Annotated in this window: 19 protein-coding genes; 11 read left to right on the plus strand and 8 right to left on the minus strand. The window is 44.4% G+C overall.

What is annotated here, in order from left to right:
• Positions 1-19 precede the first annotated feature (19 nt).
• Both R8G66_09130 and secG read left to right on the plus strand, forming a co-directional pair.
• Positions 20-1606, plus strand: coding sequence for a hypothetical protein (locus R8G66_09130; GenBank protein MDW3192517.1), 1587 nt, complete (start codon positions 20-22; stop codon positions 1604-1606).
• A gap of 10 nt (positions 1607-1616) precedes the next feature.
• A complete protein-coding gene (gene secG / locus R8G66_09135; protein ID MDW3192518.1) occupies positions 1617-1973 on the plus strand; it encodes a preprotein translocase subunit SecG in 357 nt (118 codons plus the stop codon).
• Here the strand turns inward: secG and R8G66_09140 are convergent.
• Positions 1970-2686 (minus strand): hypothetical protein, encoded by a 717-nt coding sequence (locus R8G66_09140; GenBank protein ID MDW3192519.1) that lies wholly within the window; start codon positions 2684-2686, stop codon positions 1970-1972. The two genes, secG and R8G66_09140, sit on opposite strands and share 4 nt — an antisense overlap.
• Before the next feature lie 205 nt (positions 2687-2891).
• Here R8G66_09140 and R8G66_09145 point away from each other — a divergent pair, with 205 nt between their 5' ends.
• The 5 genes from R8G66_09145 to pckA all read left to right on the plus strand — a co-directional run bounded on the left by R8G66_09145 (position 2892) and on the right by pckA (position 8736).
• Positions 2892-3170, plus strand: coding sequence for a co-chaperone GroES (locus R8G66_09145; protein ID MDW3192520.1), 279 nt, complete (start codon positions 2892-2894; stop codon positions 3168-3170).
• A 35-nt stretch (positions 3171-3205) separates the two neighbouring features.
• Complete coding sequence (groL, locus tag R8G66_09150) at positions 3206-4840, plus strand: chaperonin GroEL (protein MDW3192521.1); 1635 nt, start codon at positions 3206-3208, stop codon at positions 4838-4840.
• Between the two features lie 76 nt (positions 4841-4916).
• Entirely contained in the window at positions 4917-5483 is a 567-nt protein-coding gene (locus R8G66_09155) for a hypothetical protein (GenBank protein MDW3192522.1), read from the plus strand.
• Between the two features lie 55 nt (positions 5484-5538).
• Complete coding sequence (locus R8G66_09160; protein MDW3192523.1) at positions 5539-7029, plus strand: sodium:solute symporter family protein; 1491 nt, start codon at positions 5539-5541, stop codon at positions 7027-7029.
• A 90-nt stretch (positions 7030-7119) separates the two neighbouring features.
• Positions 7120-8736 carry a phosphoenolpyruvate carboxykinase (ATP) gene (gene pckA / locus R8G66_09165; GenBank protein ID MDW3192524.1) on the plus strand — a complete coding sequence of 539 codons (1617 nt, stop codon included), beginning with the start codon at positions 7120-7122 and terminating at the stop codon, positions 8734-8736.
• Positions 8737-8940: 204 nt separating this feature from the next.
• Here pckA and R8G66_09170 read toward each other — a convergent pair whose 3' ends face one another.
• Positions 8941-10284, minus strand: coding sequence for a YHYH protein (locus R8G66_09170; GenBank protein ID MDW3192525.1), 1344 nt, complete (start codon positions 10282-10284; stop codon positions 8941-8943).
• 239 nt (positions 10285-10523) lie between these two features.
• Here R8G66_09170 and dnaE point away from each other — a divergent pair, with 239 nt between their 5' ends.
• Together dnaE and R8G66_09180 are read left to right on the plus strand one after the other, a co-directional pair.
• The gene (gene dnaE, locus R8G66_09175) at positions 10524-14750 is read left to right on the plus strand and encodes a DNA polymerase III subunit alpha (GenBank protein MDW3192526.1); all 4227 of its coding nucleotides are present in this window, start codon (positions 10524-10526) and stop codon (positions 14748-14750) included.
• Positions 14751-14837: 87 nt separating this feature from the next.
• The gene (locus R8G66_09180) at positions 14838-15248 is read left to right on the plus strand and encodes a hypothetical protein (protein ID MDW3192527.1); all 411 of its coding nucleotides are present in this window, start codon (positions 14838-14840) and stop codon (positions 15246-15248) included.
• 106 nt (positions 15249-15354) lie between these two features.
• Here R8G66_09180 and R8G66_09185 read toward each other — a convergent pair whose 3' ends face one another.
• The 4 genes from R8G66_09185 to R8G66_09200 are packed head-to-tail and all read right to left on the minus strand — an operon-like array spanning position 15355 to position 18984.
• Positions 15355-16668: a nucleoside transporter C-terminal domain-containing protein gene (locus R8G66_09185; protein MDW3192528.1), complete on the minus strand. Its 1314-nt coding sequence runs from the start codon at positions 16666-16668 to the stop codon at positions 15355-15357.
• 24 nt (positions 16669-16692) lie between these two features.
• A complete protein-coding gene (locus R8G66_09190; protein MDW3192529.1) occupies positions 16693-17286 on the minus strand; it encodes a bifunctional nuclease family protein in 594 nt (197 codons plus the stop codon).
• Positions 17287-18243, minus strand: coding sequence for an electron transfer flavoprotein subunit alpha/FixB family protein (locus R8G66_09195; GenBank protein MDW3192530.1), 957 nt, complete (start codon positions 18241-18243; stop codon positions 17287-17289).
• Positions 18244-18246: 3 nt separating this feature from the next.
• The gene (locus tag R8G66_09200) at positions 18247-18984 is read right to left on the minus strand and encodes an electron transfer flavoprotein subunit beta/FixA family protein (GenBank protein ID MDW3192531.1); all 738 of its coding nucleotides are present in this window, start codon (positions 18982-18984) and stop codon (positions 18247-18249) included.
• A 170-nt stretch (positions 18985-19154) separates the two neighbouring features.
• Between R8G66_09200 and R8G66_09205 the strand changes: the two genes are divergently transcribed.
• On the plus strand, positions 19155-19490 hold the full coding sequence (locus tag R8G66_09205) for a tetratricopeptide repeat protein (protein ID MDW3192532.1): 336 nt from the start codon (positions 19155-19157) through the stop codon (positions 19488-19490).
• Positions 19491-19500: 10 nt separating this feature from the next.
• Here R8G66_09205 and R8G66_09210 read toward each other — a convergent pair whose 3' ends face one another.
• Both R8G66_09210 and R8G66_09215 read right to left on the minus strand, forming a co-directional pair.
• Positions 19501-20124, minus strand: coding sequence for a hypothetical protein (locus tag R8G66_09210; GenBank protein MDW3192533.1), 624 nt, complete (start codon positions 20122-20124; stop codon positions 19501-19503).
• 16 nt (positions 20125-20140) lie between these two features.
• On the minus strand, positions 20141-20779 hold the full coding sequence (locus R8G66_09215) for a hypothetical protein (protein MDW3192534.1): 639 nt from the start codon (positions 20777-20779) through the stop codon (positions 20141-20143).
• A 253-nt stretch (positions 20780-21032) separates the two neighbouring features.
• Between R8G66_09215 and R8G66_09220 the strand changes: the two genes are divergently transcribed.
• On the plus strand, positions 21033-24095 hold the full coding sequence (locus tag R8G66_09220; GenBank protein MDW3192535.1) for a TonB-dependent receptor: 3063 nt from the start codon (positions 21033-21035) through the stop codon (positions 24093-24095).
• The last annotated feature ends 35 nt before the right edge of the window (positions 24096-24130 follow it).

Genomic DNA, 24130 nt, shown 5'->3' on the forward strand with positions numbered 1-24130 from the left:
GAATTATTGACCTTTTCGTGTGAACAAAGAGAAGTTTATAGACTGTCTCAGAGACCCCTCTTTACTTCAGGATAATGAAATTCAAGAGCTTAATCAATTGGTTAAGCGATATCCCTATTTTCAGGGAGCTAGAGCACTTTTAGCAAAAGTCTCAAAAGAAAGAAACCTGAAAGATGCTGCCCATCGCATATCCTCTGCGGCAGTTTATACCACTGATCGTGCGCTGCTAAAAAAATATATCAGTGATCATCTGTTCTTTTTGGATTCCAGAGATGTCTTAAAAGAAGAAAAAGTAAAGCCAGCCGAGGCCCCCACTCCAAAGGCATCTCAGCCCCCAAGGCCACCTGCACCGACGCAGGAGACTGCAAAAAAAGCACCTCCCAAACCGGAATCAACCAACGAAAAACCGGCGCCCCAAAAACCGACACCTTCAAGCGATCGAAAAGCGGCACCAAAACCAGAAGTTCCTGAAAAAAGAGAAGAAGCTAAACCCCCTGCTGCCGAAAAGGCAGAACCTGTTCCTCCAAAAGCACCTCCAACGCCGAAAGAGCGACCAAAACCAGAGGTAGCAAAAAAGACAGCCCCACCAAAACCTGCTCCTGAAGTAGAAGAGGAACTCACCAATCTACAGGCATCAGAAACCAATCTAGATGACTGGATCAAAGAAATTCACGAGGATATAGAAGCTCTGAAAAAGTCCAGAGCCCGGTTTCAGGAATTGGATAAAAAATTAGAGGAAGAGGACAAGAAGGCCGAGGAAGAAAACAAGAGAAAAGAGGCTGAAGAAGTACTACGAGCCGAAGAAGAAAAGAAGAAACAAGAGGAAGAAGAAAAGCAGCGAGCCGAAGAAGAGCAAAAGAATAAGGAAGAAGAAGATGCGGTCAATGCTGCGCTGAAAAAAGTAACAAGCCGAAAAAAATCTGCCGCTAAGAAAGATGCGGACAAAGTCGAATCAGAGGAAAAACCTGAAAAGGCGAAACCTAAGAGAAAGACTACTGCAAAGACAACCAAAAAACAGAAAGACGATTCCGAAACCAAGGAAACACATGCTTCCAAGAAAAAAGAAGACCCTAAAGAAGTAAAAGCAAAGGCTCCAAGGAAAAAAACCTCCGCTAAAAAGACTCCTGTAAAAACAGAACCGGTAAAAGAGGAAATTGAAGCTCAACCAAAATCCGAAGAGCAAGCACCAATAAGTGAGGAGAAACCTGTCAAAAAGAAGGAAATAAAAACGGAAGAAGAAGATACTGGCACCTTGAAGGTAGTCCGACGTAGATCTGGAAAAGTGCAATCCACTACTTTTGAGACTCAGAGTAAGGAAAATACAGAGGAAGAAAGTAAAGAAAAGATCATCGACGAATTCATCAGTACCAGTCCTAAAATATCAAAAGCTGACAAGTCAAAACTGGCCTCAGAAGAAGACAAGGAAGATTTATCCGACAAAAGCAGTCGATTCCAGGCAGACATTGGCACGGAGTATCTGGCCGAAATATATGTCGAGCAAGGTAAAATAGAACGCGCAATTTCAATTTACGAAAAACTGAGCTTGAAATTCCCCGAAAAAAAGTCTTATTTTGTGGCGCGAATTGAAGAACTGAAGTCGAAGTAAGAAATTTAGTATGTACGTAATCATCGGACTGATTCTGGTCCTAGCCGTTTTTTTAATCTTAGTTGTCCTTGCTCAAAACCCTAAAGGAGGTGGACTCTCCAGCCAATTTGGTGGCAGTGGTGCCTCTCAATTGATGGGTGTAAAAAAGACTGGAGATTTTCTGGAAAAAGCGACCTGGGGAGCAGCGATCGCCATTCTGTTGCTTTCATTGAGCACTAACTTCTTCCTGGAGACTGAAAACACCCTGGAACCATCAAGCCCCAACCTTGAAAATACCCAGGCCCCTACTCCAGCATTGCCTACATTTGATGAAGGCTCCTCTTTACCTGCCGATTTAGTAGAAGGTGACTCTACAGGCGGCAATTAAGCCGCCGCACTTAAGTGACGCATCAATAATCTTTTAGCTACCGGCAATACGGTAGGCTGTTCCGGGAATGCCAATTTGGTGACTAATGAAAAAGTCGCTGGATTGGGCAATTCGGAGTTTCCTTTGGCCAATTCTAGCTTAACACGTTCAAAGGATCGACTGAAATCAATAAAGTCTTTTGTTACGAACCGAAGGTTAATGCCACGGTATTTCTCCTCGGCACTTTCAAACACGCTGCTTTTGTACTGATAGATAGATATCTCCCTTTGGCTGTCGTGGTTGATCAACAGATAGCCTTCATCCGTATACATGGGAATGATCCCTACTGGTTCAAAAGCCATCTGATCTTCCACAAATTCATAAATCTCCTTTCCTTCTTCGATCATTTTCGTGAATCTTGGCATGGAAAAAGCGATGATCGCCTCTAGTTCCTGTAAGACCTTATCCTCCGTTATATCCTTTTCGAAATCAAGCATCAATCGTTTGGCAGCTTCCTGATTCAATTTCTTGGGAAAGCGGCTCCAGAAAGAAGTCTTCTTCTCTTTGAAATGCATCAAGTTTTCCCTGTGAGCGATAAGATCAGACAAAGACGGATACAAATGGACGTTTCCGAACTTGCGTCCGATCTGCTTCAAGTATGCCAGAACAATGTACTTTTTATATTCAAAATCGATGATCCCTTCAGTTAACCAATCTGCACTTAGTTTATCCATATATGACAGTTTTGTTGATATAAGTTAATTACAAAACGGCAGAAACGGCAGTCAATGACATCTTACATGACATGTTTTTGTGTCCAAACTGAAATAATGTCAGTAAAAAACTGAAAAACTGACAAAATCTGAATTTGGCACAGCTTATGATAAAGGGCAGATGTCTTATCGAAAGATTTTACAACAAAAAAACTGTAACACAGAAATGTCAAAAGTTAACTTCAAACCACTTGCCGATAGAGTCCTAGTGGAACCTGCGGCAGCCGAAGAAAAAACTGCATCAGGATTGTATATTCCTGACACTGCAAAAGAGAAACCTCAAAGAGGAACAATCGTGGCAATTGGAACAGGTAAACCGGATGAGCCTATCACAGTAAAAGAAGGAGATACCGTACTTTACGGAAAATACTCTGGTACTGAGATCAGCATCGACGGTACAGATTACCTCATCATGAAAGAAACTGATATCTACGGAATCATATAAACCCAATCTGAAAAGATAACAATCAAGAAAAGATCATGGCAAAAGATATATTTTTCGATACAGATGCGAGAGATCAGCTGAAGAAAGGTGTAGATACCCTGGCTGACGCTGTAAAAGTGACATTGGGACCTAAAGGTCGAAATGTAATCCTTGACAAAAAGTTTGGTGCACCTTCTGTAACAAAGGATGGTGTTTCTGTGGCCAAAGAAATCGAATTGGAAGAGTCCATTGAAAACATGGGTGCTCAGCTATTGAAAGAAGTGGCTTCTAAAACTGCTGACGATGCTGGTGACGGTACCACTACTGCTACCGTATTGGCGCAAGCAATCTTTGGTCACGGAATCAAAAACGTAGCAGCTGGTGCTAACCCAATGGACCTTAGAAGAGGAGTTGACAAAGCAGTGACTGCTGTTGTCGAGAACCTGAGAGGACAATCAAAAGAGATTTCTACTAACGACGAGATTGCTCAAGTGGCTACCGTTTCTGCTAACAATGATGCAGAAGTTGGTTCTATGATCGCAAATGCGATGGACAAAGTAGGAAAAGATGGTGTGATCACTGTTGAAGAAGCAAAAGGTACTGAAACAGAAGTAAAAACTGTTGAAGGTATGCAATTTGACAGAGGATACCTTTCTCCTTACTTCGTAACCAACACAGACAAGATGGAAGCTGAGCTGGAAAGCCCATACATCTTGATCTACGACAAGAAGATCTCCAACATGAAGGAGTTGTTGCCGGTATTGGAAGCGACTGCTCAGACTGGAAAGCCTTTGTTGATCATCGCTGAAGATGTAGAAGGTGAAGCGTTGGCTACTTTGGTAGTGAACAAGATCAGAGGTGCACTGAAAATCGCTGCTGTGAAGGCTCCAGGTTTCGGTGACCGAAGAAAAGCAATGTTGGAAGATATCGCCATCCTGACTGGTGGAACTGTGATCTCTGAAGAAAGAGGCTACAAATTGGAAAACGCTACTTTGGATTATCTTGGAACTGCTGACAAAGTAAATATCGATAAAGACAATACTACTATTGTAAACGGTGCTGGCACTGCTGATGATATCCAGGCGAGAGTAAACCAAATCAAGCAGCAAATCGAAAACACAACTTCTGATTACGACAAAGAGAAGTTGCAAGAGCGATTGGCTAAGCTTTCTGGTGGTGTGGCTATCCTTTACATTGGTGCTGCTACTGAAGTAGAAATGAAAGAGAAGAAAGATTTGGTTGACGATGCATTGCACGCGACTCGAGCTGCTGTACAAGAAGGTATCGTAGCTGGTGGTGGTGTCGCATTGATCAGAGCAAGCGCTTCTTTGGATGGCATCTCAATTGACAATGGTGATCAGGAAACTGGTGTAAACATCATCAAAGCTGCAATCGAAGCTCCTTTAAGAACAATCGTTGGAAACGCTGGTGGTGAAGCTTCAGTTGTTGTGAACAATGTGAAAGACGGAAAAGATGATTACGGTTACAACGCCGGAACAGACGAGTACGTGAACATGTTCTCTGCTGGTATCATCGACCCTACTAAAGTGACTCGATTGGCACTTGAGAATGCTGCATCTATCGCTGGTCTGTTGTTGACCACTGAGGCGGTTGTAGCTGATCGACCTGAGCCCGAGCCTCCAATGCCTGCTGGCGGCGGAATGCCTGGTGGCATGGGTGGCATGATGTAAGATCATAACGTCATACATATAAAAGAAAGACCCTTCAATTTGGAGGGTCTTTTTATTTTTAGCCCAAATTGTGCACATGACGAAGAAGCAAATTTCATTTTGGCCCTTATTTATTGAGTTTGCCTCAGTAGTCTTTGCCGTTTTACTAGCTCTAGGCCTCAATTCCTATAAACAGAATCAAGACTTGAAGGAAGAAAGTCGAATACTTTCTAAAAAGATTCTTGCCGAATGCCGGCGTAACCTCCTTGAATTGGATACGGTTAATACGCAAAATGAAGCTTATCTAATTTACCTGGATTCCTTGTTGGCCCAGGGAAATGAGGTCAGCGGATTTAGTATCGATTATAATGGCGAATTGCTTACCAGCAGTGCCTGGAAATACACACAAAACTCTAAAGCGTTTAATTACATCGATTCTACTCTTCTGAATGATGCTACGATCGTATATGAATTACAAGACTACTATATGAAAGTGTCCGGAGAAATGTTTCAAAACATTGGTGAAATGGTCCTCAATTCAGATAACATCAAATCCTCCACGCTGATCAAAACGTCTCATTACTTCACACGAAATGCTCATGAAGCCGGAAAACAATTAGCAGAAGCATACAAAGAGATACTAGAAGACCATCGGGACAAATAAATATCTCGGCGATCCAAGATTTTCTTATCTTCGGCCATTAATCCAAGCTTAACCCATGACCTACATCATTGTCACCCTCTCCTACATTTTAATTCTGACCGGAATTATCATCTATAAAAGTCGCACGGTCAAAAGTGAAGAAGATTTTGTCGTCGCAGGTAGAAGTGTGCCAGTCTATCTACTGGTTGGAACCCTCGTAACGACCTGGATCGGCTCTGGGAGTTTATTTGGAACAGCAGGACTGACATTTCAAGTAGGATTTTCCGAATTGTGGTTTTCGTTAGGCGCATGGGTCGGGATTTTGGCTGTTTATTTCATTGCCGCCAGGGTCAGACGCATATCTCAATTTACATTGACTGATATCCTGGAAAAACGATATTCTCCTCTTGCAAGATTATTAGGCACCATCACGATCATCGTGGCTTACTTAATTATTGCTGGGTACCAATTCAAAGGTGGAGGTAGGTTCCTGGCCATTCTTACAGAAGGTGCTATCAGTATTGAAACCGGGATGTTGATTACATTCCTAATCATCATTGTTTTTACCGCCCTTGCAGGTATGGTCTCGATCGTATCCATCGATATATTTAATGGCATCATCATGATTGTAGGCATCATCCTCGCCGTGCCATTCGCAATCAATGGATTTGGTGGCTGGGACCAGGTAGTTAGCACCATCAATGAAGTGAGTCCTGATCATTTATCCGTATTGGAAGGACATGAACCATTTTGGTATGTTGGCATCATGCTACCCACATTGATTCTGCTACTTAGTGAAAGTAGTGTCTATCAGAAATTCTCTTCCGCAAAAGATGCAGCATCGGCGAAAAAGGCTGTGATGGGAATGTTCATAGGTGTTGTAACCATTGAGTTTTTGATGTGCCTGTTGGCTGTGGTAGGTTTTGCTATTTACTCCGACGATCCCAGGTTCTTCCTACCAGATGGCTCCATCAATGCGGCCGTTTCCGAAGAAGTCATCTTAAGAATTGGATTTGAGAAACTTCCAGCATTTGTCGGGTCATTATTATTTGCTGGTGGAGCTGCGATCATTCTGTCTACTGGAAATACGTTCCTGATGGTGACCTCTACCAACTTATCAAGGGATATTCTTGAAAAGTATTTCATCAAAAACCCTTCAGACAAAAAGAAACTGGTCATGCAACGAATTGCCATCGTAGTGCTTGGACTGCTTGCATTCCTGATCATGACACAATTTGAAGCCATCCTGGACATGGCATTCATTTCCTATACCATGATCGGTGCCTCTCTCGCACCTCCTTTATTGGCTACCTTCTTCTGGAAAAGAGTGACCAAAGAAGGTGGCATCGCCTCCATTTTGGCGGGTATGTTAACGGTGGTATTCATTGAAGTAATGAACAGGACGCTGGATGCTCCATTGGACCTTGGGATCATTTCTTTCCCATTTGATGCCAAAATGATTGCTATTCCGGCCCTGTTAATGTCCATCATTGCACTTGTTGGTGTGAGTCTTTTAACCAAGCCCACACCAAAAGAAATTGTCGATCCGTTTTTCGAGGAAGAATAATTAGCGTAATTTCGCTGTTAGAAAAATATCTCTATTTGCGAAAGCGATTTTGTAGGTAGTGATACCATTGTAATTTCTAACAAGCGCCCCATGCAGGAATTTGGACTTAAATCTCAAACCTCAGATCTCAAAGACATTGGGATCAAAGTAGAAGAAGCACACTGGAATTTGACCCAGGCCGAGTTGATCGAAGAAGCGGTGAAACAAGGTGAAGGCAACCTGGCCGATACTGGTGCCCTGGTTGTTAAAACGGGTAAATTCACCGGAAGAGCTCCTAAAGACAAGTTTGTCGTTGAAGATGATGTGACCCGTGAGCCGGTCTGGTGGGGGAATGTCAACCAACCCATCTCTGAAGCTCATTTTGAGCGGCTTTACAGCAAGATCGTAGGCCACCTAGGTGATAAAAAAGTCTATGTACGAGACATGTATGCGGGTGCAGACAAGACTCATCGACTGAGAGTAAGGTTCATCAATACGTTTGCCTGGCACAACTTGTTCACCTACAACATGTTCCTGCAGCCGGAAGATTACAAATTGGAATCATTCGATCCTAATTTCACCGTGATCTGCTGTCCAAGGTTCAAAGCGGACCCGGAGACAGATGGGGTAAATCAGGAAAACTTCGCGATCATCAACTTCAAGAAAAGAGTGATTCTCATTGGAGGAACGGAGTATTCCGGGGAAATGAAAAAAGGAATCTTCTCGGTATTGAACTTCATGCTACCTCACAATGATGGCGTACTGTCCATGCACTGCTCAGCCAACATGGGCATTGAAAAGCGTGATACGGCCATTTTCTTCGGACTTTCAGGAACTGGTAAAACCACCCTTTCTGCAGATCCTAATCGACTGCTGATCGGTGATGATGAGCACGGTTGGACGGAAAAGAATGTTTTCAACTTCGAAGGAGGCTGCTATGCCAAAGTGATTGATCTTTCCTCAGAAAAAGAACCAGACATTTGGAATGCGATCAAATACGGTGCTATCGTTGAAAACACTGTATTTGAAGGGGCATCCAGAACCGTAGATTATCACAATAGCTCCATCACAGAAAACACCCGTGTTTCTTACCCTTTGGAGCACATTCGCAATGCCATCTCCCCTTCTATCGGAGGCATTCCCAGAAATATTTTCTTTTTGACCTGTGATGCCTTCGGCGTGATCCCTCCTATTCAGCGATTGTCCAAAGGTCAGGCAATGTACCACTTCATTTCAGGTTACACTTCTAAAGTAGCCGGAACGGAAGCTGGAATTACAGAACCCGTACCTGCTTTTTCAGCATGTTTTGGCGCCCCATTCTTGCCACTGCACCCTACCAAATACGCAGAAATGCTAGGCAAGAAAATGGAAGAACATGACGTGAACATCTGGCTGATCAATACAGGCTGGACCGGTGGTGCTTATGGCGTAGGTGAAAGAATCAGCCTGAAGTATACCCGAGCCATGATCACCGCGGCATTAGATGGTGTATTAGATAACGTAGGTTATCGAACACACTCCATTTTCGGAGCTGAGATTCCTTTGACTTGCCCTGATGTTCCTTCGGAGATCTTGAGTCCAAGAGAAACCTGGAAAGATGATCAGGCATTCTACAAGCAAGCCAATGACCTGGCCACGCGCTTCAACGAAAACTTCAGGAAATTTGAAGAGTTCGCTAATGAGGAGATCATGTCAGGAGCACCCAAAGTAAATACGAAATACGTATAGCTTAGACGAAAGCAACCCCAACCAGAGCTAAGTCTGCCCAAGTTATACGGGCCCAAAGATGAAGGCCGTGATCAATGATCGCGGCCTTTTTTATTGCTATTTTTTGATCTTTCTACTCCTAATCTGATTAATTCGGTCAGGTTGAGCTTGTCGAAATCCTGCCTTCGGTTGTGTCCTCACAACCGGATTCTCGGACAGAACCTATCAAGGAGGCCCTAACGTGAAGCTATCATCCGGCGTACCAGAAAAACACCGTGAAATCACCGGAAAGGCTTCCGTGATCACATAGTAGTAATCAAATGTCTCTGTACCTCCTGATGCTTCAGTAGTCAAGGTGACTGGACCAGCAATCCCGTTGCATTCATCCAGATCTCCCGCACCACTCACAAACTCATAATCATTGGTGTATTTACCATTGTACTCACCACAAGGAGCACTATTACCATCACCTGGACGTTCTCCAGACTTCAATTGGTAACTTGGACTTAATTCAACCATGTTACCTGCCGCATCGGGTCCGTATTTGTACAAGATTGGAAAACCGTCCCCGGACCATCCGACGAAAGCCTCATCTGCGGAAGTTGGTTGTGCGGTACCGGCTCCCAGCCCATCGAGGACCTGATCCGCAAACGGTGCAAAGTCTCCGTGATAATGATACTCACCATTCGGCTGTACATGAGCAATGGCACAATCTAATCCGACCGCCTGCATGTTGTTATTGGGCTCAAATACCCAATCCCAATTGAATTCTCCGGTACTTTGATCTTCAAAAATGAAAGGCTCCCCTGGTGCCGGGTCAATCTTCACCCCATTTAATGCAATTCCGAATACCCATTCCGGACGATTGCTTGATCGGAGTATACTTGTTGTTTCTGCAGCTAACGCGGGGATTGAAGGCATATTCCACGTTTTTTCAGATTGATCTAGCTCAGAAACCAGGTTTGGGATTTGGTTACCCCACTCATGTGAAGGCAACCCCTTAGTTGTTACGATTCTTGATCCACCGTCATTGAATCGCTCCGAGTATTCTTTATCAAAAGCCTGTTCTGTACAATTACGATTGTCCTGATCGATGCTATCACCGTTAGAACCATTATCACAGGTGGTACTTCCTCCTCCATCATCGTCTTCAATGGTCAAGGTCAAAGAGCCCGACCCAATCGTAACACCCGTCGGTAGAGCATCTGGATCAATGGTTATGATAATGGTCTCATCTTCTTCTTCAGCCTCATCATCGGTGACATTGATCGTTAACGTCGCTTCATTGGAACCACTAGCAATAGATACCGATGTGGAACTTTGATAATCCGTTCCTGAAGTAGCCGTTCCCGAAAAGCCTACTGGGATTGATAATGAGGCACCCGTAGCATTCTCAGTATTTATCGTGACGGAAACAGTCACGGTTCCGACGGACTCTGCAAACCTTGTAGAAGTAGTAGAAACTGAAACCGAAGCACCAAATTCCGGTACATCAATAGGGTCTTCTGAGCATGAAATGATGATCAATAAGCTCAACAATGACAGACCCCCTAAAATGGATTTTAGCATGGTCGATAAAAATTTTGTTTAAAAAAAGCTGTGCAGGCCTTACAATGATAGTGATTTAATATTTCATAGCATTCAATGGCCTATGCACATGCATCTGATTTTTATCATGTGGAAAACTCTTTCAAGTATTTCAGCACTCGAACTCAGGTCTCTTCCAATTGGTTTTATTATTTTGTATAATGCTTTTATGGAAGTTTCTTCCATCGATTACTTCGAAGTAAAAGGCCTAAAAAACCACCATGTATTTAATTTTCGATACCGAGACCACTGGTCTTCCACATAATAAATCCGCACCGGTCGAAGACCTGGACAACTGGCCCCGGCTGGTACAGATCGCCTGGCAGCTACATGACGAGACGGGTAACTTGATCTCCACTGGAAATCACATTGTGAAGCCGGAAGGATTTACCATTCCCTTTAACGCGGAAAAAATACATGGTATCTCTACTGCCCGAGCCCTCGAAGTGGGTGAAGACTTAAAGGAGGTACTGGATAAATTCACTTCAGATGTCAATCGATCCAAAGTCCTGATTGGACACAACATCGAATTTGACAACAAAATCATCGGGGCAGAATATCTCCGCACGGAAAATCCTAACATCCTTGTTGATTTCCCAAACATTGACACTTCCGTAGAAACCGTTCAGTTCTGTCAATTGCAGGGAGGTATTGGTGGGCGCCTCAAGCAACCTAAGCTGATCGAGCTGTATGAGAAACTATTCGGAGAAGGTTTTGGTGACGCGCACGATGCCGCTTACGATGTGGATGCCACGGCCAAAGCATTCTTTGAACTTTTGCGCAGGGCCATCATCCCCACCTTTGATGATACGGAAGCTTCGGCCATCACTTATGAAGCTCCCGATCTGGATGCCGCCAACTTTGCATGGATCCGTGAAGAAGCGAAGAGTACCATTGGCGATACACACGTTGATGCGAAGGACATTAAAGGTCCGTACGTGCATTTGCACGTCCACTCTCAGTTTTCAGTACTTCAGGCAACACCTGATGTAACGGAAATTGTCGCGAAAGCCAAGGAAAACAACATGCCAGCGGTCGCCATGACGGACCTGGGAAACATGTTTGGGGCTTTCAAATTCGTAAGAGCCGCCCTGGCAGAGGACCTCAAGCCTGTTGTGGGTTGTGAGTTCTTTGTCGCAGAAGAGCGTACCAAAACCAAGTTTACAAAAGACAACCCCGATAAACGTTTCCAGCAGGTACTGATCGCTAAGAATAAAGCGGGTTACCATAACCTGGCAAAGCTGAGTTCTTACGGATACATCGAAGGGCTCTACGGCTTATTCCCCAGGATCGATAAAGACCTGATGAAGCAATACAGCGAGGGGGTCATCGCATTGAGTGGTGGGCTGAGAGGAGAGATTCCTCATTTGATCCTGAACGTGGGTGAAACACAGGCGGAAGAAGCCCTACTTTGGTACAAAGAGGTCTATGGTGACGATTATTATCTGGAAATCAACCGGCACGGACTGGATGAGGAAAACCACCTAAACGAAGTGCTAGTCGCCATGGCTCGAAAGCACGACATCAAGCTGGTGGCTGCCAATGAGTTGTTCTATCTCGAAGAGAAAGACGCCCAGGCACACGATGTATTGATCTGTATCAAAGAGAACGAAAAACAAAGTACGCCAATCGGTCGAGGCAGAGGATTCCGACCAGGGCTACCCAACCATAATTTCTACTTCAAATCGCAGGACGAAATGAAGGAGGCCTTTACGGATTTGCCGGAGGCCATCGAAAACATTCAGGAGATCCTGGACAAAGTAGAACCTTATAAACTTCAGCGAGATGTCCTGCTACCGGCATTTGATATCCCAGAGGAGTTCAAGCATGCTGAAGACGAAGAAGACGGTGGTAAAAGGGGTGAAAATGCCTACTTAAAGCACCTTACGTATGAAGGTGCGAAAAAGCGATACCCGGAAATCACGGATGACATCCGTGAACGGCTTGACTTTGAACTTGCTACTATTGAAAACACAGGGTATCCCGGTTACTTTCTGATTGTACAGGATTTCACCACCGAAGCTCGGAATATGGGTGTTTCCGTAGGGCCAGGTCGAGGTTCTGCTGCTGGATCTGCTGTAGCCTATTGTATCGGGATCACCAATGTCGACCCGATTGCCTACGACCTCCTGTTTGAGCGTTTCCTTAATCCCGATCGGGTGTCGCTTCCTGATATTGATATCGACTTTGACAATGAGGGTCGTGAACGTGTAATTCGTTACGTAATTGATAAATACGGTTTCAATCAGGTTGCACAGATCATTACCTACGGTACCATGGCACCCAAGTCTGCCATCCGGGATGCCGGTAGAGTTATGGAACTCCCCCTACCCGACACAGATGCCATCGCCAAGCTCGTACCGGAAAAACCAGGTGCCAAGTTCACTTCCGTATTTAAGGAAGTACCTGAACTACAGGAACTGAAGAAAAAGAAGGACCTACCCTCTCAGGTGTTGAACCAGGCTGTGGTTCTGGAAGGCTCTCTTCGAAATACGGGTATCCACGCCTGTGGGGTCATCATCACACCCGATGACATGACCAAGTTCATCCCTATGGCAAAAGCCAAGGATTCGGAACTAATGGTCACTCAGTTTGACAACAGTGTGGTAGAGGATGCCGGGATGCTCAAAATGGACTTTTTGGGCCTAAAAACCCTGTCCATCATCAAAACGGCCATCGAAAACGTAGAACGACGTTTTGACATCAAGATCGATATTGATGAAGTCCCTCTGGATGATCAAAAGACCTATGAGCTTTATCAACGAGGAGAAACCAATGGAACATTCCAGTTTGAGTCTCCGGGTATGCAAAAGCACTTGCGGTCACTCAAGCCTGATAAGTTTGAAGACCTCATTGCGATGAATGCCCTGTATCGTCCAGGACCGATGGAATATATCCCTGATTTCATCAAGCGTAAGCACGGTCAACAGAAGATCGAATACGATCTGGATGACATGGAGGAATACCTCGCCGAGACTTACGGGATCACAGTCTATCAGGAGCAGGTGATGCTGCTTTCGCAGAAATTGGCTGGCTTTAGTAAAGGTGAAGCGGACGTCTTGCGGAAAGCCATGGGTAAGAAAAAGCGGGACGTACTGGACAGGATGAAACCCAAGTTCATCGAGCAAGCGATGGAGAAAGGGCATGCAGAGGATAAACTGAAAAAGATCTGGACGGATTGGGAAGCATTTGCCGCCTATGCCTTCAACAAATCACATAGTACTTGTTATTCGGTAGTGGCCTACCACACGGGATTCCTGAAAGCGAATTATCCGGCGGAGTACATGGCTTCTGTGCTTACCCACAATCAGAGTAATAACGAAAAGATCGGCTTCTTCATGGAGGAATGCCGTAACCTGGGCATCAAAGTACTGGGTCCTGATGTCAATGAATCCGATCAACACTTTGTAGTGAATCAGATTGGTGAAATCCGATTTGGCATGGGCGCGATCAAGGGAACTGGTGAAGCAGCGGTACAGGCCATCATCGAAGAGCGAAATGAAAACGGTAAATTCAAAGACGTCTTTGATTTCGCCTCGAGGGTCAATTTGAGGGCAGTGAACAAAAAGTCCTTTGAGACTTTGGCTAAGGCAGGAGGCTTCGACTGCTTTGATACGTACCACAGACGTCAATATGTGGAGACGGATGATGATGGTCAATCTTTGATTGAGAAGTCCATCAAATATGCTAACAAAATGGCGCAGGAAGCTGCCAGTAATCAAGCATCACTTTTTGGCGGTTCCGGAGATTCCAGCGTGTCTCTAAAACCCAGAGTAGGTCATATTGAACCCTACGGTGAAATTGAGAAACTGAACATTGAAAAGGAGATGGTTGGACTCTATATCACCGGACATCCACTCGATCAGTATGCTTTTGAGATGAAATTTTTCACGAATACGGAGATTAGTCAATTAAAAGACCTGGAAGCACTTCGTGGCAGAGACATCAAAATGGGTGGTGTGGTTAGTAATGTGCAACATCGCATGACCAAGACGGGTAAGCCTTTTGCATCCATGACACTGGAAGACTATAATGACAGTCATACGTTCTTCCTTTTCTCAGACACCTACCTGAAATTCAAGACTTTCCTGGAAACAGGGTGGTTCCTATACATCAAAGGAAACATCGGTAGCCGATGGAACAGTGAAGAGCTAGAGTTCAAGATAACCAACATCGAATACCTGGGAGATATCAGAGAGAAGTTAACCAAAGGACTGGAATTAAGGGTACATCTGGATGATGTCAATGATATTCTGGTCAATGAATTGGAAGGAATCGTCTCCAAATATCCGGGAAGTGGTGCATTCCGATTGAAAGTAGGAGGCAAATTCGAAGAGCGGAACATCAACTTGGAAATGATCAGCCGGAAGAATTCTATCTCACCTACGAATGACCTGATCAAAGAGATCGAATCAATGGAACAAGTGAGTTATAAGGTGTTGACTTGATAATAGTGCTTAAATTAACGTTTGCATGAAAATAGTTTAATCGACACTTAACTGTTAGTTATCTTTGCAAACAAGAGAAAGCTAGCTATGAAGAACATTTACTCCAAACAAGGCGTTGTAGACACTTATGTAGATGGGCAAGTGATCAAAGCGATTTGGAAACAGCTTTCTAACAAAGAAGCGCTGTATGAAAGCTGTACAGCACAATTAGAATTTGTCAAGCAAGGATATATTCAGGTCATCATTATTGATGTAAGCATGGCCGAGGGCACCCCTCCTATGGAGATCCAAAAATGGTTTGCCAATGTCTTATTTCCTGGTTACAAAGACTGCCCACAATTCAAAGGGTTGATCAATGTGCTTCCTACCAAGAGCGTCACTAAAATGGGCGCCAGGCGCTGGAAAGAAGTTGCCGAATCTGATGTGTTTGGATTTACGGTCTACGAAACGGAAGAGATGGTAGTCGCAGAGGAGATTGCAAAGGATATGATTAAGTAGTAAATCTTGTAGATTTCTGCTTCAACAGGGACGCCAAGTCAGCATGACATAAATTAGTATCCTCAGCTTACAATCCTAAGTGAATTCTCATAGAATAAAAATAGAACTACCCCATCAACATACCAGCGATGGTAGCGGTCATCATGGTGGCCAACGTCGCACCGACTAATGCTCTGAAACCAAGCTTACTTAAGTCAGACTGACGTTTGGGAGCCATTCCACCTATACCACCGATTTGGATAGCAATCGAGCTAAAATTGGCAAACCCACACAAGGCATAGGTAGAGATCAGAATACTTTTATCGGAAAGTAAACCGGAAGCTTTCATTTCTGCAAGGCTTAGGTAAGCAACAAACTCATTGATTACTGTTTTTTGCCCTAGCAGGCTTCCTACCTTGATCGTCTCAGACCATTCCACGCCCATAAGGAAGGCGAATATTCGAAAGACCTGCCCAAGAATATATTCTAATGAAAAACCCTCAAAAGCACCATTTGTTGTGGAAACCACCCAGGCATTAAGCCCAAACCACTCTCCTATTCCGTCCACCAGTACCCAGTTAAGGGCAAAAATGATCGCAATAAATGCCAATAACATCCCCGCGATATTCAAAGCGAGCTTGAGTCCATCAGACGCTCCACTAGCCAAGGCATCCACCAAATTGACACCTACACTTTCCTTGCTGACAGATAATGAAGAATCAATTTTATCCGGATGATTTTCTGGCATAAAAAGCTTCGCCATTACAATAGCCGCCGGGGCATTCATGATCGAAGCACTTAATAAATAAGTAGCGAATATGCGTTGTTGTTCCGGATCACCCCCACCCAAAAAAGAGACATATGCGCCCAGTACACTTCCTGCGATGGTAGCCATTCCCCCTGTCATCAGACAATTCAACTCCGAATTGGTCATCTTCCCGATAAAGGGTTTTACCAAAAGCGGCGCTTCGGTTTGCCCAAGGAAAACATTACCTGCCGCAGATAAACTTTCTGCACCAGAAAGTCGCATCGTTTTAGTCATGACCCAGGCAAAAACGTAAACAATCTTCTGTAGTACCCCTAAGTAATACAAACCAGCGGTCACTGCTGAAAAGAAAATAACAGTAGGTAAAGCCTGGAAAGCAAATAAGAATCCAAGGTTATGTTTGATCCCCGTTCCGGCATCGCTATTTCTAGCAAGGTCTCCGTACAAAAATTCGGCTCCATTAAGTCCAAACCCTAAAAATGTAACGAAACCACCACTGACCCAGGAAAAAAACTGATTGATGAATGGGACATAGGCGATCAGCAAAGCAATGATCGCTTGCATAGCAACACCTACCCCAACCAATCTCCAACTTACACGACTTTTATCCGCCGAAAATAAATACCCGATACCAATCAGTACCGCAAGGCCAAAAATGCCGTGTAGGATGTCCAAAATTTAGTGGGTTAGATTGAAAGGTTAATTTCTTCGATTCAGTTCGTCTCTGATTTTGGCGGCTTGTTCGTAATCTTCGTTGTTCAACGCCTCATCCAACAATTCACGCAATTCTTCCGAATTCATGTCGCCAACTTTCTTCGGCTCATCTTCTTCCAGTTCCGCCAGGTCCTCCATCTCAGAAGTCACCTCACTGTCTCCTTCTTCCGTAAGCACAATGCCCGCCTCATCCAGAATCGCCTCGCTGGTGTAGATATCCACGTCAAATCTCAGGCCGATCGCAATTGCATCGGAAGGACGCGAATCAATCTCGATGGTGCCTTTTTCTCCCTCGCAAATCACTTTTGCAAAGAATACACCTTCTTTTAGATCGGAAATGTAGATCTCCTTGATGTCGTAATCGAAACTTGCTGCAAAAGATTTGAAAAGATCATGTGTCATCGGTCGATTGGGCACAATCTTCTCTATTTCAATAGCAATCGCCTGAGCCTCAAACATCCCGATGATGATGGGCAAACGGCGATTTCCTCCAGTCTCACCAAGCACCAGGGCAAACGACCCTGATTGTGACTGACTGGAGGATAAGCCTAGTATTTCTAATTTTATTCTATCTGCCATTTATCCCTGACTGGCTTTTATAGCCTCAGTAAGTTTGGGTAACACTTCAAAAGCATCGCCACAAATACCATAATCCGCTGCCTTAAAGAAGGGTGCCTCGGGATCTTTATTCACGACAAGAATGGTTTTTGAAGAGTTCACACCGGCAAGATGCTGAATAGCACCGGAGATTCCAACAGCTACGTACAAAGATGGTGCAACTTTTACACCGGTTTGGCCTACGTGCTCATGGTGAGGTCTCCAATCCATATCGGATACCGGCTTGCTACAACCCGTTGCTGCACCTAGTGTTTTTGCCAGGTCTTCAATGATGCCCCAGTTCTCAGGCCCTTTCAAACCTCTCCCCCCGGATACAACAATATCTGCTTCAGGTAACAACACATCACCCGTTGCTTTTTCCTGACTGGTTACTTTCACTGCAAAATCAGCATCAGACAAAGCAGGAGAGAACGCTTCTACTGCTGCCGCTCCGCCATCTTCTTTGATTGGAGAGGCATTTTTCTTTAGGGTAAGGATCTTGCGATCACCTTCTACGGTGGTATTTGCAAAAGCTTTACCGGTGTAAATGCTTCTTTTCACGGTAAATCCATTAGATGAATCTGGCAATTCAGCCACATTCGAAACCAATGCCGCGTTGGTCTTGATCGCAACTCGAGCTGATACAGGATCGCCCAAAGATGATTTAGACATCACCAATAATTGAGCACCTTCTGCTTCAACCGCTTCTGCGATGGCCGAAGCATAGGCCATGATATTAGGCTGTGCCAATTTCTCATCACTCGCGTGAAGGATCTTGGTGGCACCGGCTTTCCCGATCTCATCCAATCCACCATCGGCTATCGTACCAAAAACAACAGCTGTCACGTCTGATTCAATGTGAGCTGCGTAACTCACCGCTTCTAAAGAGGATTTCTTTACGTTACCCTCATCTAGTTCTACAAATGCTACTACTGCCATCTCTTACAATACTTTTGCTTCGTTTTTCAATAAATCTACCAATTCCTGTACATTGTCAGGATCCACCATTTTCACTTCACTCTTCGCTGGGGGCAATTCAAATTCCTTCACAGCCGTTTTCACTTCATCGCTATCAGGCTCCACCACATTCAAAGGCTTCGATCTGGCAGACATGATACCGCGCATGTTCGGGATTTTCCACTCTGCAATCGGCTCCTGGCAACCTGCCACAAATGGCAATGGCAATTCCATGTATTCTTTTCCACCCTCGATCTCGCGAGCAATTTTGGCCTGATCACCTTCAATGTCCAGCAACATTACCGGAGAAACGGAAGGGATGCCTAGCATCTCACCTACCATACCGTGAACTTGACCACCATTGAAGTCGATGGATTCTCTTCCCATCAAAATGAGGTCATAACCACCTTCTTTAGCCGCATTAGCAATTTGTCTGGCCACAAAAAATGCGTCACTCGGGAAAGCATTTACCCGGATGGCATCATCTGCACCGATGGCCAAAGCTTTTCTGATCGTAGGCTCAGTCTCTGCTTCACCTACATTCAGTACGGTAATTGAACCACCATGCTGCTCTTTCAGCTCTACTGCTCTGGCTAAAGCATAATCATCATAAGGGCCGATGATGTATTGAACACCTGTTGAGTCGAACTTTGTGTTATTGTCCGTGAAGGCAATCTTTGAAGTTGTGTCCGGCACGTGCGTGATACAGACAAGTATTTTCATGTTTTAATGTTTCTTTTTAGCAAAACCGGGATCTTAAATGATCCGTCTCTTGACGAACAGGGTTAATGCTCTGAGTGTTCAAAAAGGCCCGATTTTCCAGTTAAAATACAATAGCTAAAATGCTCCTAAATTTGAGGCGTGAAGTTAGTCATAAAAGCCTTATTATAAAATTGGAATCCGCAAAGCAAAATCGTATTCAGCAACTGGAAAAATACCTGGAAAAAGATCCTAAGGAAGCCTTCTCCAACTATGCACTCGCATTGGAGTTGGTAGATATTGATGATGTCAAGGCTGAGAAATTATTTGACTATTTACTGAACGAACATCCGGACTATACGGCCACGTACTATCATGCTGCTGCATTTCAAACCGAACTCGGCAATGTGGAAAAGGCGCAGGAAATCTATGAAAACGGATTGAAAGTGCTAAAAACCACCAACGAAGCCAAGGCCTTGCAGGAATTGCAGAATGCTTACCAGAACTTTTTGTTCGAGGAGGACTTTTAAGCCATCAACTCTATTCAACTTTCAGGGCTTGCGTGGTGTTGCGCATTTTCCTGATATTAGAGAGTATATCAGCACATTCTCTTTCTGAACTGATTTCTATGTTCAGTTTTTCAGGATCTTTGAAGTTATCGACCTGGTCAAGTTGAAAGTCCAGAACGTCAAAACCTCGCCATAAAACCAGGCGTCCGTTTTCCGCACGTAATTCGAATGAAGAGCTATCTTGTCCGATAAACTTCATGTCATTCGGAGACAAGACCTCTCTATGAAAAAAATCATCTAGTAGCACGTATGGAAACATCCAGAAACCACGGACCTGGAGACAAGCTGAGTTTGAAAAAGTAGGATCAAGATCTACTGTAGTAATCACCTCACCGTCTGAGATAAGGAATACATCATCAGGATTTTTGTGAAGTGCATGGTATGTGGCGTAAGTTCCCACTTTAGCGATCTCATAATTTTCAATAAGCTTAATGGTATCATACTTATCCTTGATCTTCATGGGAATCTTGTGAACCCCGCTGATCTCAAACTGATAATCCCGATCTTTCATGTCCTCTAACACAGCTATTACCGGATGTTGAGCACTTGCTGTGAGGCAGAAGAGGAACAAGCTTATGGTAAGGGCATTTCGCATAAAGATGTTGTTTGATCTAAAATTCATTCACTCTTGGGACCACTCTATTGTAGGTACGTTCATTATCAAAATAATTGCCGCAATCGTCTGCTGAACTCAATGAAAACCCATGTTTTCGAGGGTCTCTAAATTCATCCGATCGGCCCAATTCAAATGCTTTTATCTCGTATCTACCCCACTTGAGAAGACGCTCCTCATTGGCCGATAACGAGTATATTGAACCTGCTTCACTACGGAACGTCATCTCTGATTCAGAAACAATTTCTCGTTCAAAATAATCGTCAAGCAACAGATGAGGATAAAGTCTTAGGGCGTCTATTCCTTCGAGGCAAGGACTGTTGATGAATTGATAATCAAGATTGACCGTATAGAGGAATTTACCATCCGAAAACCGATAAATGCTTTCGGGATTATTTTCAGGTTCAATGAACGATGCAAATGAGCCAGATTTTGAAACGATCTTGTGTGTTTTGAAGGACAAGAAAGACTTCTCCCCATTCAGGGCACCTTCAACCTCAAAGACTCCATCAATTTCATATTGGTAATCCTGTTCTTTCATCTGCTGAAGTATGGTTAAAACAGGATGAGATTTAGTGGACGGATTTTCACCTACCGAGCAGCTTATGAGTAGTAAAGCGATCGAAAGGAATCGCATGATTTAATGTATTGGTGTCTTGTTTTATTACTGTAAGATAATCAGAAAACATTCAACGATCCGAAAGAACAATTAACTAACAATTAAGGCAAAAGAACAATTATATTCTGCCTGGCAATAGAAAGACAAAACTTACCTCAACCATTCATCATCCTTCTACCCCTAACTTTCGTCACAGTTTTTTTTACTATCTCCCGCTTTTTTTTACAGCTAACCTTACCCTCGTAAAAATCCAATTACTAAAACCAATTTTATGAGGAAAACGCTACTATTAGCAATGTGCTTATTATGGACCCTGTCCATCTGGGCGCAGAGCAAAACTGTATCTGGTAAAGTCCTGGACGATACCGGAGAGCCGCTTGTCGGTGCCAATGTGGTGATCAAAGGAACCACTAGTGGTACTACTACGGATTTGGATGGCAATTATCGACTGCAAGTTGATTCGAATGCCATACTGATCTTTTCTTTCGTGGGATTTGAATCTCAGGAAATTTCAGTGGGTAATCAGACCCTCATCGACATTTCATTGACGGGAACTTACGCGTTTGATGAAGTAGTGGTGGTAGGATATGGTGATCAACTCAAGACCGAATTGACGGGAAACATCGCTTCTGTGGACGGAGCCGAATTGAGAAACCTACCTGTTCCAAACTTTGAGCAAGCCATGCAAGGTCGGGCTTCCGGTGTTTTCATCGAAAGTGGCAACGGAAAAGTTGGTCAGGGCATCAAGGTGCGAGTTCGAGGTACTTCCTCCATCTCTGCAGATAGCCAGCCCCTCTTTGTCATCGACGGAGTGCCCATTACCACGCAGAATGTGGGTAATGCGGTTGAAGCACCAACCAACCCTTTGAGTGACATCAATCCGAATGACATAGCTTCTGTAGAAATCCTGAAGGATGCTTCTGCGGCCGCCATTTATGGATCTCGTGCCGCCAATGGTGTAGTGATCATTACCACGCGTTCAGGAAAACCAGGAAAAACCAAGTATAATTTCAACTACCAAACAGGTGTCAATCGCCCAACAAATAAAAGAGAGTGGCTTAACGCAGCAGAATATGTGGACTATATCACAGAAGCTGCCGCCAACTCAGATGAGGTAGATGGTGTGGACCCAAGTGATCCCAATTCATGGTCAACCTTTGCGATAGGTAGACTGGATCGCTATTCTGGTGAATCAGACTGGAGAACCGGTGAAGTAGACACCAATTGGGAAGACCTTGCTTACAACGACGATTCGCGTACGACCAAGATCGACCTTTCTGCGTCCGGAGGCTCAGAAGACACGAGGTTCTACATCAGTGGTAGTTATACCAGCCAGGATGGGATCCTGATCGGCAATGGCCTGGAGCGTTTTAGTACACGTTTCAACCTCGACCATAATGCTTCTGACAGATTGGCGTTTGGTGTCAATAGCAGCTTCATCCGAACGGATGTAGATCGGGTGTCTGATGACAACCAGTTCTCTACTCCTATCCAGTTGATCGCTCTGGCGCCTATCACACCAGTAAGAGACAGCAATGGCGAACTGAATGATCGGCCAGTGACTACTTATTATAATGGATTGATCGATCTTGAGGGAGTAACCCGTGAAGATATTACCTACCGATCCCTGGTGAATGCATATTCCAGCTACGAATTACTAGATGGATTGACCCTCCGAGGAGAAATCGGCGCTGACTTGTTGACCCAAAATCAAAACCGGATTTGGGCAGATTTCACCAATACGGGAGAAGGCACCAACGGATACGCCATTTCCAGATGGGCCCGCGTATTCAATTACAATACCAAAGCATATTTGACTTATAATACAAATATCAACGCCAACAATGTGGTTGATTTCACAGGGGGATTTGATTTTCAGCGATCTGAAACCACCAACACGCGTGTGGAAGGGCAGGAATTTCCAGTGAATGATTTGAGAACCCTGGCCAGTTCCGCTGATATTGCTGTGGGTACAGGCTCTTTAACGGAGTTCTCATTTGTCTCTTACTTCGGGCGTCTTAATTACAAGTTGAACGACAAATACTTATTGACGCTAAGTGGACGAGTAGATGGATCTTCTCGATTTGGGGACAACAACAAATTCGGATTCTTCCCTGCGGCTGCCGCTGGCTGGATTTTGTCTGAAGAGGCATTCCTCCTCGATAATAGCATCTTGAGTTTCCTGAAATTGAGAGCCAGTTTCGGGATCACGGGTAATGCAGGTATCGGTAATTTCGATGCGTTGGGGCTTTATGGCGCAGAGGGTTATGGCGGAAATGGTGGCTTACAACCTACACAGATCCCCAACCCGGACCTGACCTGGGAGAAAAACGAACAGCTGGACATTGGGATTGATTTCGGCATCCTGAATGATCGCATCAGTGGCGAGGTGGACTATTACATCAAGAAGTCAACCGACTTACTATTAGATGTAAACGTTCCAGGCTCCTCTGGATTCAGAACGCAAACACAGAACCTGGGTGAATTGGAGAATCGTGGTGTTGAACTCGTCTTGAATGGTACCATCTTGAATGGCCCCGTCAGCTGGACCTCTTCTTTCAACATTGCTTTCAATACCAATGAGGTGACCAACCTTGGACCTGGTGTGGACATCATTGATAATGGCAGTTCCAGAACCATGAATGTGGTTCGAGTTGGTAGCGCCATCGGTGCCTTTTATGGAGCAGAGTATGCCGGTGTAGATCCTGACAATGGTGATGCCTTGTGGTATTTGAATACGGCGGACAATCCAAGAGGCACCACCAATGACTTCTCAGAAGCTGAATTTGTCGTATTGGGGAACCCTAACCCGGATTATGTGGGTGGATTCAACAACACCGTGACTTGGAACGGGTTTGATTTGAACGTCTTCTTCCAGTTTGTGCAAGGTAATGAAGTGCACAACGTTGGAGGCGTATTCCAGAGTGCAGCGGACTGGTTCGATAATCCAAGCAAAGAAATCGCGGATCGTTGGAGAGAACCGGGAGATATTACCGATGTACCGAGAGCTTATCTGGCTTACGGAAATGGCGGACAAGGTCGTTCCAGTCGATTCCTTTATGATGGTTCTTACATCCGTCTGAAGACCTTATCTATCGGTTATTCACTACCTGATGAGGTGATTTCACGTGCCAAGTTATCTTCTGCTCGTATTTACTTCACGGGTGTGAATTTGTGGACGATCACAGATTATCCGTTGTGGGATCCTGAAGTAAGTGCTGACTACCTGACCGTGAATGCGGATGGAAGTAACAACAACATCTTCCAGGGCAATGATTTCTATTCTGCCCCACAGGCGAAGAGCTTCACATTCGGTGTTCAAATTGGCTTTTAATCCAGACCATGTCTGAGATAAATATTGAGAAACTT

The organism is Cytophagales bacterium (assembly GCA_033344775.1).
In the GTDB taxonomy this organism is placed as follows: domain Bacteria; phylum Bacteroidota; class Bacteroidia; order Cytophagales; family Cyclobacteriaceae; genus JAWPMT01.

Bases quoted from the DNA above. Each gene is read 5' to 3' on its own strand.
- R8G66_09220 (MDW3192535.1), top strand. From the start codon at position 21,033: ATGAGGAAAACGCTACTATTAGCAATGTGCTTATTATGGACCCTGTCC.
- secG (MDW3192518.1), top strand. From the start codon at position 1,617: ATGTACGTAATCATCGGACTGATTCTGGTCCTAGCCGTTTTTTTAATC.
- R8G66_09170 (MDW3192525.1), bottom strand. From the start codon at position 10,284: ATGCTAAAATCCATTTTAGGGGGTCTGTCATTGTTGAGCTTATTGATC.
- pckA (MDW3192524.1), top strand. From the start codon at position 7,120: ATGCAGGAATTTGGACTTAAATCTCAAACCTCAGATCTCAAAGACATT.
- R8G66_09215 (MDW3192534.1), bottom strand. From the start codon at position 20,779: ATGCGATTCCTTTCGATCGCTTTACTACTCATAAGCTGCTCGGTAGGT.
- R8G66_09145 (MDW3192520.1), top strand. From the start codon at position 2,892: ATGTCAAAAGTTAACTTCAAACCACTTGCCGATAGAGTCCTAGTGGAA.
- groL (MDW3192521.1), top strand. From the start codon at position 3,206: ATGGCAAAAGATATATTTTTCGATACAGATGCGAGAGATCAGCTGAAG.
- dnaE (MDW3192526.1), top strand. From the start codon at position 10,524: ATGTATTTAATTTTCGATACCGAGACCACTGGTCTTCCACATAATAAA.
- R8G66_09140 (MDW3192519.1), bottom strand. From the start codon at position 2,686: ATGGATAAACTAAGTGCAGATTGGTTAACTGAAGGGATCATCGATTTT.
- R8G66_09180 (MDW3192527.1), top strand. From the start codon at position 14,838: ATGAAGAACATTTACTCCAAACAAGGCGTTGTAGACACTTATGTAGAT.
- R8G66_09200 (MDW3192531.1), bottom strand. From the start codon at position 18,984: ATGAAAATACTTGTCTGTATCACGCACGTGCCGGACACAACTTCAAAG.
- R8G66_09195 (MDW3192530.1), bottom strand. From the start codon at position 18,243: ATGGCAGTAGTAGCATTTGTAGAACTAGATGAGGGTAACGTAAAGAAA.
- R8G66_09190 (MDW3192529.1), bottom strand. From the start codon at position 17,286: ATGGCAGATAGAATAAAATTAGAAATACTAGGCTTATCCTCCAGTCAG.
- R8G66_09160 (MDW3192523.1), top strand. From the start codon at position 5,539: ATGACCTACATCATTGTCACCCTCTCCTACATTTTAATTCTGACCGGA.
- R8G66_09155 (MDW3192522.1), top strand. From the start codon at position 4,917: ATGACGAAGAAGCAAATTTCATTTTGGCCCTTATTTATTGAGTTTGCC.
- R8G66_09210 (MDW3192533.1), bottom strand. From the start codon at position 20,124: ATGCGAAATGCCCTTACCATAAGCTTGTTCCTCTTCTGCCTCACAGCA.